The organism is Pseudarthrobacter sp. MDT1-40-2 (genome assembly GCF_059383595.1).
This window is the reverse complement of record NZ_JBWZCL010000001.1, coordinates 181,172-196,127: the sequence shown is the minus strand read 5'-3', so window position 1 is coordinate 196,127 and position 14,956 is coordinate 181,172. Positions and strand designations below refer to the sequence as shown.

The following is a 14,956-nucleotide window of genomic DNA, read 5'->3' as shown; positions in this document are numbered from 1 at the left end:
CGCATGGCAGCCCTCCTGCAGCGCGTGAAGTCGAAGATGTTTATCTTCGCCCATAGAAAGGTCCGGGGACTGCTCGACGGCGAATACGGTTCAGTGTTCAAGGGCAGCAGCCTGGACTTCGACGATCTCCGCGCCTACGTGCCGGGGGACGATGTCCGCGCCATTGACTGGAAAGCCACCGCCCGGCACAGCTCGCCCCTGATCCGGCGCTATGTGGCGGTCCGGAAACAGAACGTCCTGCTGGTCACGGATACCGGACGCAACATGGCGGCCGCCTCCCGCGGCGGGGAAACCAAAAAGGACCTTGCCGTCCTGGCCCTCGGCGTGATCGGTCTTTTGGCCCACAACCATGGCGATGCCGTGGGGCTGGTATCCGGAGACTCCCAAGGATCCCGGCACCTTCCGGCCAAGTCCGGGGAAGCGCACCTGGAGCGGTTGTTGCGTGATGTGGACACCGCCTCGCTGACCTCGCCGCAGAGCAGGCTTCAGAACCAACTTGAATACATCGCTTCCACCTTCGGCCGGCGGATGCTGCTGTTTGTTGTGGCGGACGAGGTCGCCGCGGATGCAGGCCTGGAGAAAGTGCTCCGGCGCCTGCGGGCGCAGCATGAAATCCTGTGGCTGACCATCCGCGACGCAGAACTGGTTTCCGCAGCCGGTGACGCCATGTTCAGCGTGGATGGCCTCGCCCCGCTGCTCCACCGCCTGGCCCGTTCCCACGAGGTGGCAGAAGCCTACGCGGACTCGACAGTCCGCAGGGACGCGGACCGGAGCGCCATGCTCCGCAGGGTGGGGATTTCCGAAGGGGAACTTGGCAGCAGCGGCGAGGTCATTCCTGCCCTGTTCGCCCTTTTGGAAAGGCACCGGCGTGCAGGATAACGACGGCTTTTACGCTCCACTGGCCTATGGGTCCTGGTGGGGCGTGTCAGGAGTGATGGTGCTGGCGCTTGTTGCCGCCTGGTTTGCCTATGTGCTCCTGTCCACACGCAGGCTCACCACTGTAAAAACCACCCGATTGACGCCGCAGGCCGATGGCGCCATGCTCCGCGAAACCTACCTTGAGCGGATGGACGCCGTGGTCGAAGATGCCAGGTGCGGAAGGATCCCCTTGCGTACGGCGCACCAGGAGCTCAGCGTGCTCGTTCGTAAGTACGTCAGGGATGCCTCCGGGGTTGATGCTCCGCGAATGACCTTGGAGGAGATCGCCCGCCATCCGCTGCCAGGGCTTGCCAGCGCTTTGGAACAGTTGTATCCGGGGGAGTTCGGCTTGGAGCCGCTGCCGTCCATCGACGCCTCGGCGGCAGCCGCGAAAGCGGTGGTGGCCTCATGGAACTGATCAACTGGTGGCTGTTGCCGCCCGCCGCCCTGCTCCTGGCAACAGCTGCGTGGTGGGCAATGAAGCGCCGGGACCGGGCACCCCGCGGAACGCCCGCAGCCCACACCCAACGACTCACCGCCCTTCCCGCCTACCAGAGCGCGGTCCGCCGCTATCGGATGCTGCTGGCGCTGCTGACAGCGGCCGGCGTCGTTGTGCTGGTGTCCGCCGGCGTCGCCGCTGCCCGGCCGGTCCAGAGCGTGACGGACCGTCCGGAGCAGCGCAACCGGGACATCATGCTGTGCCTGGACGCCTCCGGGTCGATGAGCGACGCCGATGCCGCCGTACTCGGAGTCTTTCGGGAGCTGGCGGCTGAGTTCGATGGCGAACGGATCGGCCTGACGCTGTTTGACAGTTCAGCTGCCCAGTTGTTTCCGCTCACCGATGACTATGAACTGGTGCTGGACCAACTGGAGCAGGCTCAGGCCGCCTTCGAAGGGACGGCGGACGGTACTGCCATCCTCTCCGGGACGTGGCTGGGGCCCGGTTCGTCCCTGATCGGCGACGGCCTGGCATCCTGCGTGCAGGGCCTGCCGGGGCCCAACGACGGATCCCGGCCGCGGTCGGTGGTGTTCGCAACAGACAATATGCTGGCGGGCGAACCGATTTTCACGCTGGAGGAAGCGGCGGGACTCGCAGTGGACAAGGAAGCCCGCATCTACGCGTTGAACCCCGGCGATTTTGATTACGGCGATGCTGCAGACCAGCCCGGAAAGCAACTGCGCGCCGTGGCCGAGGGGAGTGGCGGCGCCTACTACAGCCTGGAGAGCAGCGAAGCGGTACCGGAGATCGTGCGCCAGGTTCAGGAAAGGGAAGCCGCAGCCGTCCAGGGTTCACCCCGCCGCATCGTCCATGACCAAGCCGGTTGGCCGCTGGGAATCGCGCTATTGGGCGGCGTGTTGCTGGTGGGCCTGGCGTGGAGGGCCGAGCAGTGACCTTCCTTCCGGTATTTCCCTGGTGGCTACTGGCTGTTCTCATGCTTGCGGCACTGTTTCCCGCCGTCGTCATTCTTGTACGCACCTCCGCCGCTGGTGACAGGAGAAAGCAGTTGCGCACATGGCTGTTCCGCGGTGCCATGCTGATTCTGCTGGCAACGGCGGCCGCCAGGCCGGGCACAGGCGGAGGAACGGTCCAGGCCACGGCAGTGGACGTGGACGTCTATCTTGTGGTGGATACGTCCAGCAGCATTGCCGCAGAAGACTTCGGAGACGGGACAAGGCTCGACGGCGTCCGCCAGGACATTGCCGCCCTCGCCACGGAACTGGCCGGTTCCCGCTTCTCCATGATCACCTTTGATTCCGGCGCTGCCGTCAGGATGCCGCTGACCACGGATACCGGGGCGGTGGAAACGCTGGCAGCTGTCCTGGCGCCGCAGGTCACCGATTATTCGAACGGCAGCAGCATTACTGCGGCCGGACCCATCCTGGAGGAGCGGCTGAAGGCCGGCCGGGACAGCCACCCCGAGCGGCTGCGCTTCGTTTTTTACCTGGGCGATGGCGAACAGACCAGCGCGGACAAACCAGGCCCCATGAAGGTGGATTCCTCTCTGGTGGATGGTGGAGCAGTGCTGGGCTACGGGACTGAAGACGGTGGCCGGATGCTGGAATACGCTGGCTTGCCGCTCTACGACGACACCGCAGGGGAGCCGCGCGGCTACATCCAGGACCGCTCGGGTGAGGTCGCCATGGACGCGGTATCCCGGATCGATCTGCCGGCCCTGCAGGAGATCGCCACCCAGCTGGGAGTTCCACTGGTGCACCGGCAAGCGGGGAGCCCGGCGTCGGACATGCTGGTGGCGGCGCGCCCCGACCAGCTGCAGCGGGTGGCGGCTGCGCCTGGAACGCAGCACGATGAATCGGTTCCCGGACGCGTCGAACTGTACTGGATTCCTGCCTTCGGCGCTTTCGTTCTCGCGGTCAGGGAAACCGCGCTGACAGCGAGGAAGCTGAAGGAGCTCGGGGGGAACAGGATATGACACAGGAGACCGGGACCCGGCACGGGGCAGGGCCGGACCGGCGACGGCTGGACCGGCGACGCAGGTTGCTGCTGTGGTCCGTCCTGCCGGTCCTGCTCGCGTTGCTCCTGGCGGCGAAACTGCTCAGCGTGGCCCTGTTCAGTGCGCAGTCCGTCAACGCTTTTGAAAACCGGGACGCAGCGGCTGTGGCCGGGGCCGCAGCAGGATTAGGCGTGGTGAACTTCCTGGAAACCCACAAGCAGGCCTTCGCGGAAGGGGATGCGCTGGTGCTGGCCGGGGACTTCGCCGGAGCCAGGCTGTGGTTTGAGGAAGCGCTGGCGGCCGGTCCCGGCGCTGATGAATGCCGCATCCGGGTGAACCTTACCCTCAGCATCGAGCGGCTGGGGGATGCCGCCGCCGAAGCGGGGGAGGCGGCTGCATCCACTTTGTTCCAGGAGGGCCTTGACGTTGCCCAGGGAGCTTCGGAAGGTTGCTTTGTCGAAGGTGCCGACGCCACACCGGGCTTCAATGAGGCAGGGGAAGGCGAACACCTGGCAGCGGCCCAGGAGCGGCTGCAGGAGAAGCTTGACGACGCCGGCAGCCGGGCAGGTGCCGAAACCGAAGAGCCCCCCGGGCCAGATCCGGAAGAAGAGCCTGAACCCGCCGATGCCGGCCGGCAGAGCCAGCTGGAACGGCTCAAGGAGATGGCAGGGCGCGCCCTGCAGGACCGGACTGAGAGCGAAGACCGCCAAAAGTATCTGGAAGACACCGGCCCGCCTGTCGATAAGCCGTGGTGACGCCATGAGCAGCAGCGTCAGGTGTCCGGATGAAAAACGCTGCTACCTGCGTTATGACTGAAATGCAGCTGCCTTCGATCCCCGTCTCCATCCTGGACCGCGCCAATGTCCGGGAGGGGGCTACGGCAGATGCTCTTGCTGCCACGCTGCGGCGGGCACAACAAGCCGAGCAGCTGGGCTATCACCGGTTCTGGGTCGCTGAGCACCACGGTGTGCCAGGGATCGCCGGTTCGGCGCCGACAGTGCTGATGGCCGTGGTGGCTGCACAGACCGAACGAATCCGTGTTGGTTCGGGCGGGGTCATGCTCCCGAACCATCAGCCGTTGGTCGTAGCCGAGCAAATCGCCACCCTGCAGGCACTCTTTCCGGGTCGGATAGACCTCGGAATCGGACGCTCGGTGGGCTTCACGTCCACGGTTCGGGCTGCGCTCCGACAGGACCGGGACGCCGCTGACCGGTTCGAGGCGGACCTGGCGGAGTTGTTGTCCTACCTCAGCGGGACCTCCGTCATGACTGCACGACCGTACGACGACGGTGCAACCCCTCCTTTCGTTCTGGCCACCGGCAAAGGTGTTGACATCGCCGCCGACGCCGGTCTGGCCATTGTTGTTGGCGGCCCGGTCTTCTCCGCCCGTAACGCGGAACGTGCCCGTGGCGTGCTGGAGCGCTACCGCAGGAACTTCCGGCCCTCCACGTATTACCCGGAACCGTACGTCATTCTTTCCACGAACGTGGCCGTAGCGGAGTCTTTCGAACAGGCGCAGGATTTGCTGCTGCCTGAGGCCTGGGCGATGGCTGAATCGCGCACCCGCGGGCAGTTTCCACCGCTTATACCGGCGGAGTCCATCAAGGAGCGGCCGATGACCTCCCGGCAACGGGACATCGTCGCCGAGACGCTGAGCGCGGCCGTGTATGGAACCGCCGAGCAAGTGATGCAGGGACTCAACTCGTTGCTGGCGGCGACCGGCGCCGACGAACTCATGGTTACCACCAACACCTTTGACACGGCCGCCCTGGCAGCTACTGACCGGGCGCTGGCCGGAATTTTCGCACTGCCAGCTTTTGCTCTTATGACGAGCAGTTCTGAATAGTCCTTGCCAGTATCAGCTTGATCAGGCGCGTTCTACCGGGAGCCACAACTCACAGCTGGCTGTGCTGAAGTCCGTGGAACGGTCAAGGATCGCCACGATCGAGGGTCCGGGACGCAGCCGCCACGGGCTTGACGGAAACCAGTCGGCAGCCGTGGCTGCCCACGTCGACTGCAGAGCCGCCGGGTACTCACCCTCTGTGTGGAACACCGCCCAGGTGCCCGCCGGAATCTCGATGGCATCAAGCCCCTCAGGGGTCGGCGTCGAGGCCTGCACGGCGATGCCGTGGAGGTAGGTCAGCTCGCTGCCTTCGGTATAGTCCGGGTCGACGTCGGCACTGACCTGTAGCAGGCCTGCCGGCTCAGTGTTGCTCATTTCCTTGAGCCGGGCGTGCTCGGCTGCTGGCAGTGCAGCGATGTGCGCCTGGATGTGCGGGTTGGTTCCCTCGTGGATGAGCGGCACACGGGCGGAGTGGCCGACGAGCCTGAATGCCGGTCGATCTGCGATACGAGCGTCCATAGTGGTGTTCCCTTCGACGGTCAGGCGGAACCTGAGCTGTGGTTGTGTACGAAGGGGGCCTCTCTGTCGGCGCATGTCACCTGGGCCGACGCCATGCACGGATCGGAACGCCCGTCCGAATGCTTCGGTCGAACTGTAGCCGTACCGCACCGCAATACCCAACAGGTCACCGTCGCCGAGAACGTCTCCGGCGGCCACAGCCATACGGCGTCGCCGGATGTACTCGGAGAGGGGCATGCCGGCCAGCGATGAGAACATTCGCCGGAGGTGATACTCCGTCGTTCCAAGACCGATTGCCAGCTTGGTTACGTCAATCTCGTCCGTCAGATGATTCTCAACGAACTCGACGAGTTGATTCAGCGCTCCGATCACGGTTCCCCCTTCGGTGTCTATCCTGCTAGGCCAACCCGACCGTCACCCTACTATCGCGGTCCGATGCAGTCGCTCCTGATCGCAGACCGGGCCTGAGGTCCCCTCACCTCGACATCTGCTTCTCCTGAGGCTCTTTGGCGAACATTGTTCAGCCTCTGAGATTCATCTCCCGTAAAAGTGCGTCTTAATTCGACAACTGACTTGTTCCCACGGGACGCCTCTCCTAGAGTTCAATACAAGTTACCGACGTAACGTGTCAGCGATCCTCCGATCAGGAGGGTGTGGGTGCCCCCATGTGGGCCTGACATTTGCTCACGGACCAACTTCATTTCAGGAGTACCAGTCGCGACTGGCGCTCTGTTGGAGTTCCTTCCGTGCATCCCAAACTCAACACATTGAAACTCCCGCGACGTCCGCCTTTTGACGGTGGCCGTTACAGACGATCAGTGACCCAGCCAAGGACGCAAATGTCACCACCAAGCCTTATTGACGCACATCCCGATCTCAGCGGTACAGCCCCCGTTGCGCTCTCCTACGAACTCTTCCCGCCGCGCTCGCCGGCAGCAGCAGAAAATCTTTGGAACACCATCCGGGAGCTCGAAAGCACCGATCCGGACTACGTCTCCGTGACGTATGGGGCCAGCGGCTCCAACCGGGACACCGCCGTCGAGCTTATTAACCGGTTGCTCCTTGAAACCACCCTGCGGCCGTTGGCTCACCTGACGTGTGTTGGCAACACGCCGCAGGAACTCGCAGAAATCATCGGCGAACTGTTGGACCATGGCGTTCGCGGCATCCTGGCCCTTCGTGGCGACCTTCCCCGGGACGGCGCCAAGCCGGTTTCCGGTTCGCTGCGGTACGCCCAGGACCTGATTGAACTGATCCGCCGGGTGGAGCAACGCCGTTCAGCATTGTTGTGCGCCGGCAAGATCGCCATTGGCGTGGCGGCATACCCTACCCGGCATCCGGAGTCACCCACAGAGGCGCACGACGTCGAGGTGCTGCTGGCCAAGCAGCGTTCCGGAGCGGACTTTGCGATCACCCAGGTGTTCTTCCGTACGGAACAGTACGCGGACCTCGTCAGCCGGGCACGCCGTGCCGGGGTCACCATCCCGATCATTCCGGGAGTGATGCCGTTGACCAGCCTTCGTAGGGTCACCCGCCTGGGCGAGCTGACCGGCGTCGAACCTGCCCCGGAACTGCTGGAGCGCCTTGCCGTTGCCGACAGCGACGCCGAACGCCAGCGAATTGGCGTCCGTGCCACGGTGGATCTGGCCAACGCCGCACTCGACGCCGGTGCCCCCGGCCTTCACCTCTATACCTTCAACGAGCACCAGAGTGCCCTTGAGGTGCTGGACAAGCTTGCCCTGCCACGCAACCCGCGCAGTGCCGGGCGACGCCTGGCCGCCAGCCGCCAGCTCGCCGGCTGAGCTACCCCAAGTACCTTTCCCTTTTTTGCCCGTCATTCATTGACGTAACAAACCCAAGGAATTTTTCATGACTGAACAGCGCACACCTTTCCCCGCAGCCTCCCTCCTGGGCTATCCCCGCATCGGCCGCCGCCGTGAATTGAAGAAGGCTGTGGAAGCCTACTGGGCCGGCACGATCGACGCCACCGCCCTGGAAGCAACCGCGCTGGACATCCAGCTCGGCACCGCCCGGCGGCTGCAGGAACTCGGCCTGACCGAAGCGGCTGCCGTTCCCGGCACCTTCTCCTTCTACGACCAGGTACTGGATACCACCGCACACGTGGGCGCCGTACCGGCCCGTTTCGGGAAGCTCCTGAACGCCGACGGCCAGCTGGACCTGGACGCCTACTTCACCCTGGCCCGCGGCAACGCGGAGCAGCAGCCGCTGGAAATGACCAAGTGGTTTGATACCAACTACCACTACCTGGTGCCGGAAATCGGCCCGGAAACCGAGTTCAGGCTCGCCTCCACCCGGAAGGTGGACGAGTTCTCAGCCGTCCTGGACAACGGCATCGAAACCCGCCCCTACATCGTTGGTCCGGTCACCTACCTGCTGTTGTCCAAGGCATCCGACGACGCCCCTCCCGGCTTTGAGCCGCTGTCCCGGCTTGAGGACATCCTGCCCGTTTACGTTGAACTCCTGGGCAAGCTGGCTGCTGCCGGCGCCAGCTGGGTGCAGCTGGACGAGCCTGCCCTGGTGGTTGACCAGGACATCCCGGCCGCGCAGGTGCAGGCCGCCGTGACCCGTGCCTATGAGGTCCTGACCGCTGCCGCCGGCCGCCCCCAAATCCTGGTTTCCAGCCCGTACGGTGCCCTCGACGGCCAGCTCGGCACGCTGGCCGCCACCAACATCGAGGCCCTGCACCTGGATGTGTTCAAGGGTGCTGTTCCGTCCGCTGCCGCACTGACGGGCCTGGGTGACAAGACCCTGGTGGCAGGCGTGGTGGACGGCCACAACATCTGGCGCAATGACCTGGCTGCTTCCGCCGGAAAGCTGGATGCCCTGAAGGCCGCAGCCGGCCGCGTTACCGTGAGCACTTCCACTTCCACGCAGCACGTCCCGCACGATGTTGCCGAAGAAACCCAGCTGTCCGAGCAACTGCGCAGCTGGCTGGCGTTCTCGGACCAGAAGGCAGTTGAGGTCCGCACCCTGGCCGACTACCTCGCCAATCCAGCAGCCGCAGAGGCAGCCATCGAAGAAGCGTCAGCCGTCATCGCTTCCCGCGCCACCGCCGAGGGGGTTCGCCGCGACGAGGTCCGCGCCCGTACGGCCGCCCTGACAGCGGCTGACTTCAGCCGCTCGGAGTACGGCGTCCGCGAGGCCGCCCAGACGGAGGCGCTGGCACTGCCGCCGCTGCCTACCACCACCATCGGCTCCTTCCCGCAGACGTCGGAAATCCGCTCCGCCCGTGCCCGCAACAACAAGGGCGATCTGACCAACGAGCAGTACGAGCAGCTGATGAAGGATGAGATCAAGCGTGTTGTCCAGCTGCAGGAAGAGCTTGGCTATGACGTCCTGGTGCATGGTGAGCCGGAGCGCAACGACATGGTCCAGTACTTCGCCGAGAACCTGGAAGGGTTCGACGTGACGGTCCACGGCTGGGTCCAGTCCTATGGCTCACGCTGCACGCGTCCTTCCATCCTGTGGGGCGACGTCACCCGCTCGGCGCCGATCACGGTTGCCTGGGCCGAGTACGCGCAGTCCCTGACCAGCAAGCCCATGAAGGGCATGCTCACCGGTCCGGTCACCATCCTGGCGTGGTCCTTCGTCCGGGATGACCAGCCGCTGGGCGAGACCGCTAACCAGGTTGGCCTGGCCCTCCGGGACGAGATCGCTGACCTCGAGGCCGCCGGCATCAAGATCATCCAGGTGGACGAGCCCGCCCTGCGCGAACTCCTGCCGCTGCGCAAGGCTGACCACGCCGATTACCTCAAGTGGTCCGTTGACTCGTTCCGCCTGGCCACGGCCGGTGCAGCCGATGCCACGCAGATCCACACCCACCTCTGCTACTCGGAGTTCGGCGTGATCATCGACGCGATCGACGGCCTCGACGCCGACGTGACCTCGATCGAAGCAGCCCGCTCCCGTATGGAGGTTGTCCATGACCTGGAGAGCCACGGCTTCGGCCGTGGTGTTGGCCCGGGCGTCTATGACATCCACTCGCCGCGTGTCCCGGGCGAGGGCGAAGTTACCGACCTGCTGTCCACGGCTGTCAAGCACGTTCCGTCCCGCCAGCTCTGGGTCAACCCGGACTGCGGCCTGAAGACTCGCGGCTACGCCGAGACTGAAGAGTCCCTGCGCAACCTGGTGAAGGCTGCCAAGACGGTCCGCGCCGGACTGCTGGAAGCAGCCAGGTAGGAATCTGCTGATCGAGCTCGTCGAGATCCGGGTTTCGACAAGCTCAACCACCGGGAATCTGCTGATCGAGCTCGTCGAGATCCAGGTTCCGACACCTCAACCACCGATTAGACAACGACGCCGGCGGGTCGCCTTGCGAAAGGCGACCGGCCGGCGTCGTGCTTTAAGCATTTCTTCTGCCGTCATTGGGGTGTCAGGATTCCCAGAGGATTTCGTCGTCCACCACGCCGTCCTGGTCAGCCGAAGCCACGAGCACTTCATCGGTGAAGTGTTCGCCCAGGGTGAAATCCAGCACGAAGTAGCGTTCGGGCGAGCCGGGAAAAATCCCTACATGGCCGAGCCTGAGTGCCTTCAGGAAAACCTCGTTGGTCAGCTGACGTTTGTCAGTGACGCCAAAGACTTTCTGCAGGTGCTCGTCCTTGATGGCGTTGCAGTGGAAGTGGAGGTACTCCCGGGGGCTGGTGCCCTCCTGTTCGAGTTCCTCCGCGATCATCTGCAGCACCTCTTCCACCACTTCCGGGAGGTACCGGAGCCGGTAGTCCACCTTGTGCATGGCAGCTTCGTCAAAGTGGTCGTGCGACGTGATGTTCAGGTCCAGTTCCAGTGGTTGGCCGGCCAGCTCATGTTGGGCTACGAAGTAATGATCGCGGCCGTGATTGAACTCAATTTCACCAAAATGACGGCTGGCTACCTTGTTCATGTCCTCAACATAGTCCCCGAACGCCGCTCATTCCAGCATTCCCGGCTAATTTGCCGAGCTGCCCAGGGTGCTGAACGTCTCGGCCAGCAGGTCCACGAACAACTGCACTCGGGCGGTTTTCTTTTCGTTGATCAGGAGGGCGAAGACGTTCCTGGCCAGGCGGATCTCGGGCACATCAAGGACCACGACGCCGGCCGGACGGTGCTGCAGCGCGAGTTCCGGGACCAGGGCCGCGCCCAGGCCTGCTGCCGCCATTTCAAGGCTGGCGTGGAAATCATCACTGTGCGCCACCACGCGCGGGTGCAGGTTGCAGCTGACGAATAGTCTTTCGATGACCGTGGCGTCCGCGCTGCCGGGATGGTGCATGATCCAGGGCATTTCGGAGAGATGGTCCGCGGCAACTTCAGCTTCCGCACGGAAGCCCCAGGCAGCAGGGAGCACTACCCGGTAGTTGTCGTCACCGATCCACTGGCGGTTGATCGTGTGCGGCCAGGCAAGCCCGGTCTGGCCCACCTGGAACACCAGTGCGAGGTCCAGTCCGCCGCCGTTCCGCAGGCCCTGGATGGTCTGGCCCGGCTCGCCGACTGATACTGTCAGGTCAATTCCCAAATCCTTCCACGCGGGGTTCTGCAGGATGCGGGGGAGGACGTAGGTAGCCAGGCTGGGAAAGATACCGACCCGCAGCTCTTGCCGCACCATGTCCCCGCTGCGCGAAGCTGCTGCCAGCAGGGCATCGATGTCGGTCAGGACTTTGCTGGCGTGCCGGATCATCACCGCCGCTGCTTCCGTGGGAACCACGCTGCGCGCGGAGCGTTTGAAGAGTTCGACGCCGGTATCGCGTTCCAGCGCCGACATCTGCTGGGACACGGCTGAGGAGGTATAGCCCAGGCGGGCGGCTGCAGCCGCGAAGGAACCCAGCCGCACCACTTCGATGAGTGTCTTGAGGTGAACGGGGTTGATCAAGGGGGTCCTCCAATGCGGTGCAGGCGCGCGGCGAGAAATCGTGCCCGGCGCGCTGCGGCCGGCACGCGCTCCATTCTGGCACGGGGGCGCGACACGCCGCTTGGGCCGCGACACGCGGAGGATTAATTGTGCCTAACTACTCCACAGGGTGTGGATGGACGCCCTCGGACTGGCGGAATCCCGGGCAATTTTCGGCGCCGTGCCTGTGGATTAAAAGTGCATAAAATGACATACTTGTAATACATCATCTAGGGGTTCCGTCCGTCGGTCTGCACAAGATGTAGTATCAACTTACGGATTGGGCGGAGCGGAAGTTTGCTCCTCCTGGAAGAGAAGAAGACGTCGAAAAAGGGGAATGGAATCATGACCGTCACGGTTTACACGAAGCCGGCTTGTGTTCAGTGCAATGCAACGTACCGCGCGCTGGATAAGAAGGGCATCGCCTACCAGAGCGTTGATATTTCGCAGGACGCTGAGGCCCTGGACCGCCTCAAGGCCCTCGGCTACATGCAGGCTCCTGTTGTTGTGACCGATCAGGATCACTGGTCAGGATTCCGCCCGGACAAGATCGAGGAACTGGCCCTTGCTTCAGTTTCCTCCGTCGCCTAAGGCCATCCCAAACCTACCCTTCGAACACCATTTCAAGCAGCTGAGGTGACTCTCGTGGCAGCACTGGCAATGACGGGAGCGCCGGCAGGATCCCAGCTTTCCGCAGGCCCCCAGGTCACGGAAAGCCAGCTCATCTTTTTCACTTCGTCGTCCGGGAATACCGGCCGGTTTGTCAGCAAACTGGGCCGGGACGCGGCACAGATCCCCCTTTATTCCAAGGACGCACCGCTCCTTGCCACCCTGCCCTTCGTTCTGGTGGTGCCTACCTATGGCGGAACCGGGGGAGAGGGATCAGTACCCAGGCAGGTCATCCGGTTCCTGAACAACCCGCGGAACAGGCAGCTGATCCGCGGTGTCATCGGAGCCGGAAACACCAACTTTGGGGACAACTACTGCATGGCCGCGGACATCATCGCCGCGAAATGCGGGGTTCCCCGCCTCTACCGCTTTGAACTAATGGGCACGCCAGAAGACGTGGCCCGCGTAAACCAAGGATTGGATACGTTTTGGACACGACTGTCTCAGACACAGAAGTAACCAGGGCCCACGGCACTGTCTCAACTGCCGCCGTCGAAAAACCGGAGATGCCCGCCGCCTACAAGGGCTTGGGTTATCACGAGCTGAACGCGATGCTGAACCTCTACGGTCCCAACGGCGAGATCCAGTTTGAGGCTGACCGCGAGGCCGCCCATCAGTACTTCCTGCAGCACGTTAACAACAACACTGTGTTCTTCCACGACCTGGAAGAGAAGCTCGATTACCTGGTGAAGAACCAGTACTACGAGCGCGAAACCCTCGACCAGTACACGATGAACTTCATCCGCGAACTCTACAACCGCGCGTACAAGAAGAAGTTCCGCTTCGAAACGTTCCTGGGCGCCTTCAAGTTCTACACGTCCTACACGCTGAAGACGTTCGACGGCAAGCGCTTCCTGGAGCGCTACGAGGACCGGGTCTGCATGGTTGCCCTGCACCTGGCCCGCGGTGACGAGCAGCTGGCGCTGCAGATGGTGGACGAGATCATCGAAGGCCGTTTCCAGCCGGCTACTCCCACCTTCCTGAACGCCGGCAAGAAGCAGCGCGGCGAGCTGGTCTCCTGCTTCCTGCTCCGCATCGAAGACAACATGGAATCGATCGGCCGGTCCATCAACTCCGCCCTGCAGCTCTCCAAGCGCGGCGGCGGCGTGGCGTTTGCCTTGACCAACATCCGTGAAGTGGGCGCGCCCATCAAGCAGATCGAGAACCAGTCCTCCGGCGTTATCCCCGTGATGAAGCTCCTCGAGGACAGCTTCTCTTACGCCAACCAGCTCGGTGCCCGCCAGGGTGCCGGCGCTGTGTACCTGCACGCACACCACCCGGACATCTACCGCTTCCTGGACACCAAGCGCGAGAACGCCGACGAGAAGATCCGCATCAAGACCCTCTCCCTTGGCGTCGTCATCCCGGACATCACCTTCGAGCTGGCCAAGCGGGACGAGGACATGTACCTGTTCTCGCCGTACGACGTCGAACGCGTCTATGGCATGCCGTTCTCTGACGTCTCGGTCACCGAGAAGTATTACGAGATGGTGGACGATTCCCGGATCAAGAAGACCAAGATCAAGGCGCGTGAGTTCTTCCAGACCCTCGCCGAGATCCAGTTCGAATCCGGCTACCCGTACATCATGTTCGAGGACACCGTGAACCGGGAAAACCCGATTGACGGCAAGATCATCATGTCCAACCTGTGCTCGGAGATCCTCCAGGTTTCCCAGCCCACCACGTACAACGATGACCTGTCCTATGCGGACACCGGCAAGGACATCTCCTGCAACCTGGGCTCGCTGAACATCGCCAAGACCATGGACAGCCCGGACTTCGGCCTGACCATCGAGACGGCCATCCGGTCCCTCTCGGCAGTGTCCGACATGTCCAACATCACCTCGGTGCCGTCCATCGCCAAGGGCAACGATCAAAGCCACGCCATCGGCCTGGGCCAGATGAACCTGCACGGCTACCTTGCCCGCGAGCGGGTCCACTACGGCTCCGAAGAAGGCCTGGACTTCACCAACATCTACTTCTACTCGGTGGTGTACCACGCCATCCGCGCCTCCAATAAGCTGTCCATCCAGACCGGGCAGACCTTCGGCGGGTTCGAGAAGTCCAAGTACGCGTCGGGGGAGTTCTTCGACAAGTACACGGAGCAGGAATGGGTTCCGCAGACCGAGAAGGTCAAGGAACTGTTCAGCCACATCCACATCCCCACGCAGGATGACTGGCGCGAGCTGAAGGCTTCTGTCATGAAGTACGGCATCTACAACCAGAACCTGCAGGCCGTGCCGCCTACGGGCTCGATCTCCTACATCAACAACTCCACCTCCTCGATCCACCCGGTAGCGTCCAAGATTGAGATCCGCAAGGAAGGCAAGCTGGGCCGCGTGTACTACCCGGCTCCGTACCTCACCAACGACAACCTGGAGTACTACCAGGACGCGTACGAGATCGGCTACGAGAAGGTCATCGACACCTACGCTGCCGCTACCCAGCACGTGGACCAGGGCCTGTCCCTGACGCTGTTCTTCAAGGACACCGCCACTACGCGTGACATCAACCGGGCCCAGATCTACGCCTGGAAGAAGGGCATCAAGACCATCTACTACATCCGTCTCCGCCAGCTCGCGCTGGAAGGGACCGAGGTAGAGGGTTGCGTTTCCTGCATGTTGTAGTCCCGTTGGTCGAGCTTGTCGAGACCATGTGAAGTACGACGGCGGG

The 14,956-nt window shown here is 63.3% G+C and carries 14 protein-coding genes; 11 read left to right on the top strand and 3 right to left on the bottom strand.

The annotated features are described in order from the left end of the window. Positions 1-3: 3 nt before the first annotated feature. The 6 genes from AC50X5_RS00895 to AC50X5_RS00870 are packed head-to-tail and all read left to right on the top strand — an operon-like array spanning position 4 to position 5,217. Positions 4-879 (top strand): DUF58 domain-containing protein, encoded by an 876-nt coding sequence (locus AC50X5_RS00895; RefSeq protein WP_494974323.1) that lies wholly within the window; start codon positions 4-6, stop codon positions 877-879. Then, the gene (locus AC50X5_RS00890) at positions 869-1,336 is read left to right on the top strand and encodes a hypothetical protein (protein WP_494974322.1); all 468 of its coding nucleotides are present in this window, start codon (positions 869-871) and stop codon (positions 1,334-1,336) included. The genes AC50X5_RS00895 and AC50X5_RS00890 overlap by 11 nt, the downstream gene beginning before the upstream one ends. Further along, positions 1,327-2,310, top strand: coding sequence for a vWA domain-containing protein (locus tag AC50X5_RS00885; RefSeq protein WP_494974321.1), 984 nt, complete (start codon positions 1,327-1,329; stop codon positions 2,308-2,310). The genes AC50X5_RS00890 and AC50X5_RS00885 overlap by 10 nt, the downstream gene beginning before the upstream one ends. Continuing rightward, complete coding sequence (locus tag AC50X5_RS00880; RefSeq protein ID WP_494974320.1) at positions 2,307-3,350, top strand: vWA domain-containing protein; 1,044 nt, start codon at positions 2,307-2,309, stop codon at positions 3,348-3,350. The genes AC50X5_RS00885 and AC50X5_RS00880 overlap by 4 nt, the downstream gene beginning before the upstream one ends. Further along, a complete protein-coding gene (locus AC50X5_RS00875; RefSeq protein WP_494974319.1) occupies positions 3,347-4,126 on the top strand; it encodes a hypothetical protein in 780 nt (259 codons plus the stop codon). Before AC50X5_RS00880 ends, AC50X5_RS00875 begins: the two co-directional genes overlap by 4 nt. Before the next feature lie 53 nt (positions 4,127-4,179). After that, positions 4,180-5,217, top strand: coding sequence for an MsnO8 family LLM class oxidoreductase (locus tag AC50X5_RS00870; protein ID WP_494974318.1), 1,038 nt, complete (start codon positions 4,180-4,182; stop codon positions 5,215-5,217). Between the two features lie 21 nt (positions 5,218-5,238). Here the strand turns inward: AC50X5_RS00870 and AC50X5_RS00865 are convergent, their stop codons facing one another. Beyond that, a complete protein-coding gene (locus AC50X5_RS00865; RefSeq protein WP_494974317.1) occupies positions 5,239-6,105 on the bottom strand; it encodes an AraC family transcriptional regulator in 867 nt (288 codons plus the stop codon). A gap of 467 nt (positions 6,106-6,572) precedes the next feature. Between AC50X5_RS00865 and AC50X5_RS00860 the strand changes: the two genes are divergently transcribed. Then, positions 6,573-7,535: a methylenetetrahydrofolate reductase gene (locus tag AC50X5_RS00860; RefSeq protein WP_494974316.1), complete on the top strand. Its 963-nt coding sequence runs from the start codon at positions 6,573-6,575 to the stop codon at positions 7,533-7,535. A gap of 67 nt (positions 7,536-7,602) precedes the next feature. Then, positions 7,603-9,933 (top strand): 5-methyltetrahydropteroyltriglutamate--homocysteine S-methyltransferase, encoded by a 2,331-nt coding sequence (gene metE, locus AC50X5_RS00855; RefSeq protein ID WP_494974315.1) that lies wholly within the window; start codon positions 7,603-7,605, stop codon positions 9,931-9,933. 193 nt (positions 9,934-10,126) lie between these two features. Here the strand turns inward: metE and AC50X5_RS00850 are convergent, their stop codons facing one another. Further along, positions 10,127-10,633 carry a DUF2004 domain-containing protein gene (locus AC50X5_RS00850; protein WP_494974314.1) on the bottom strand — a complete coding sequence of 169 codons (507 nt, stop codon included), beginning with the start codon at positions 10,631-10,633 and terminating at the stop codon, positions 10,127-10,129. A gap of 45 nt (positions 10,634-10,678) precedes the next feature. Then, positions 10,679-11,596 carry a LysR family transcriptional regulator gene (locus tag AC50X5_RS00845; RefSeq protein ID WP_493984778.1) on the bottom strand — a complete coding sequence of 306 codons (918 nt, stop codon included), beginning with the start codon at positions 11,594-11,596 and terminating at the stop codon, positions 10,679-10,681. A gap of 363 nt (positions 11,597-11,959) precedes the next feature. On the opposite strand from AC50X5_RS00845, the gene nrdH reads away from it, so the two are divergent. From nrdH to nrdE, 3 genes are all read left to right on the top strand, one after another. After that, positions 11,960-12,205 carry a glutaredoxin-like protein NrdH gene (gene nrdH, locus AC50X5_RS00840; RefSeq protein ID WP_463933700.1) on the top strand — a complete coding sequence of 82 codons (246 nt, stop codon included), beginning with the start codon at positions 11,960-11,962 and terminating at the stop codon, positions 12,203-12,205. Between the two features lie 69 nt (positions 12,206-12,274). Further along, positions 12,275-12,742 (top strand): class Ib ribonucleoside-diphosphate reductase assembly flavoprotein NrdI, encoded by a 468-nt coding sequence (nrdI, locus tag AC50X5_RS00835; protein ID WP_494975190.1) that lies wholly within the window; start codon positions 12,275-12,277, stop codon positions 12,740-12,742. A gap of 47 nt (positions 12,743-12,789) precedes the next feature. Continuing rightward, on the top strand, positions 12,790-14,910 hold the full coding sequence (gene nrdE, locus AC50X5_RS00830) for a class 1b ribonucleoside-diphosphate reductase subunit alpha (RefSeq protein ID WP_494975189.1): 2,121 nt from the start codon (positions 12,790-12,792) through the stop codon (positions 14,908-14,910). The last annotated feature ends 46 nt before the right edge of the window (positions 14,911-14,956 follow it).

Excerpts from the sequence above, each read along its gene's own strand:
- AC50X5_RS00895 (WP_494974323.1), top strand. The coding sequence starts at position 4 with ATGGCAGCCCTCCTGCAGCGCGTGAAGTCGAAGATGTTTATCTTCGCC.
- AC50X5_RS00885 (WP_494974321.1), top strand. The coding sequence starts at position 1,327 with ATGGAACTGATCAACTGGTGGCTGTTGCCGCCCGCCGCCCTGCTCCTG.
- AC50X5_RS00875 (WP_494974319.1), top strand. The coding sequence starts at position 3,347 with ATGACACAGGAGACCGGGACCCGGCACGGGGCAGGGCCGGACCGGCGA.
- AC50X5_RS00870 (WP_494974318.1), top strand. The coding sequence starts at position 4,180 with ATGACTGAAATGCAGCTGCCTTCGATCCCCGTCTCCATCCTGGACCGC.
- AC50X5_RS00860 (WP_494974316.1), top strand. The coding sequence starts at position 6,573 with ATGTCACCACCAAGCCTTATTGACGCACATCCCGATCTCAGCGGTACA.
- metE (WP_494974315.1), top strand. The coding sequence starts at position 7,603 with ATGACTGAACAGCGCACACCTTTCCCCGCAGCCTCCCTCCTGGGCTAT.
- AC50X5_RS00850 (WP_494974314.1), bottom strand. The coding sequence starts at position 10,633 with ATGAACAAGGTAGCCAGCCGTCATTTTGGTGAAATTGAGTTCAATCAC.
- nrdH (WP_463933700.1), top strand. The coding sequence starts at position 11,960 with ATGACCGTCACGGTTTACACGAAGCCGGCTTGTGTTCAGTGCAATGCA.
- nrdI (WP_494975190.1), top strand. The coding sequence starts at position 12,275 with ATGACGGGAGCGCCGGCAGGATCCCAGCTTTCCGCAGGCCCCCAGGTC.
- nrdE (WP_494975189.1), top strand. The coding sequence starts at position 12,790 with ATGCCCGCCGCCTACAAGGGCTTGGGTTATCACGAGCTGAACGCGATG.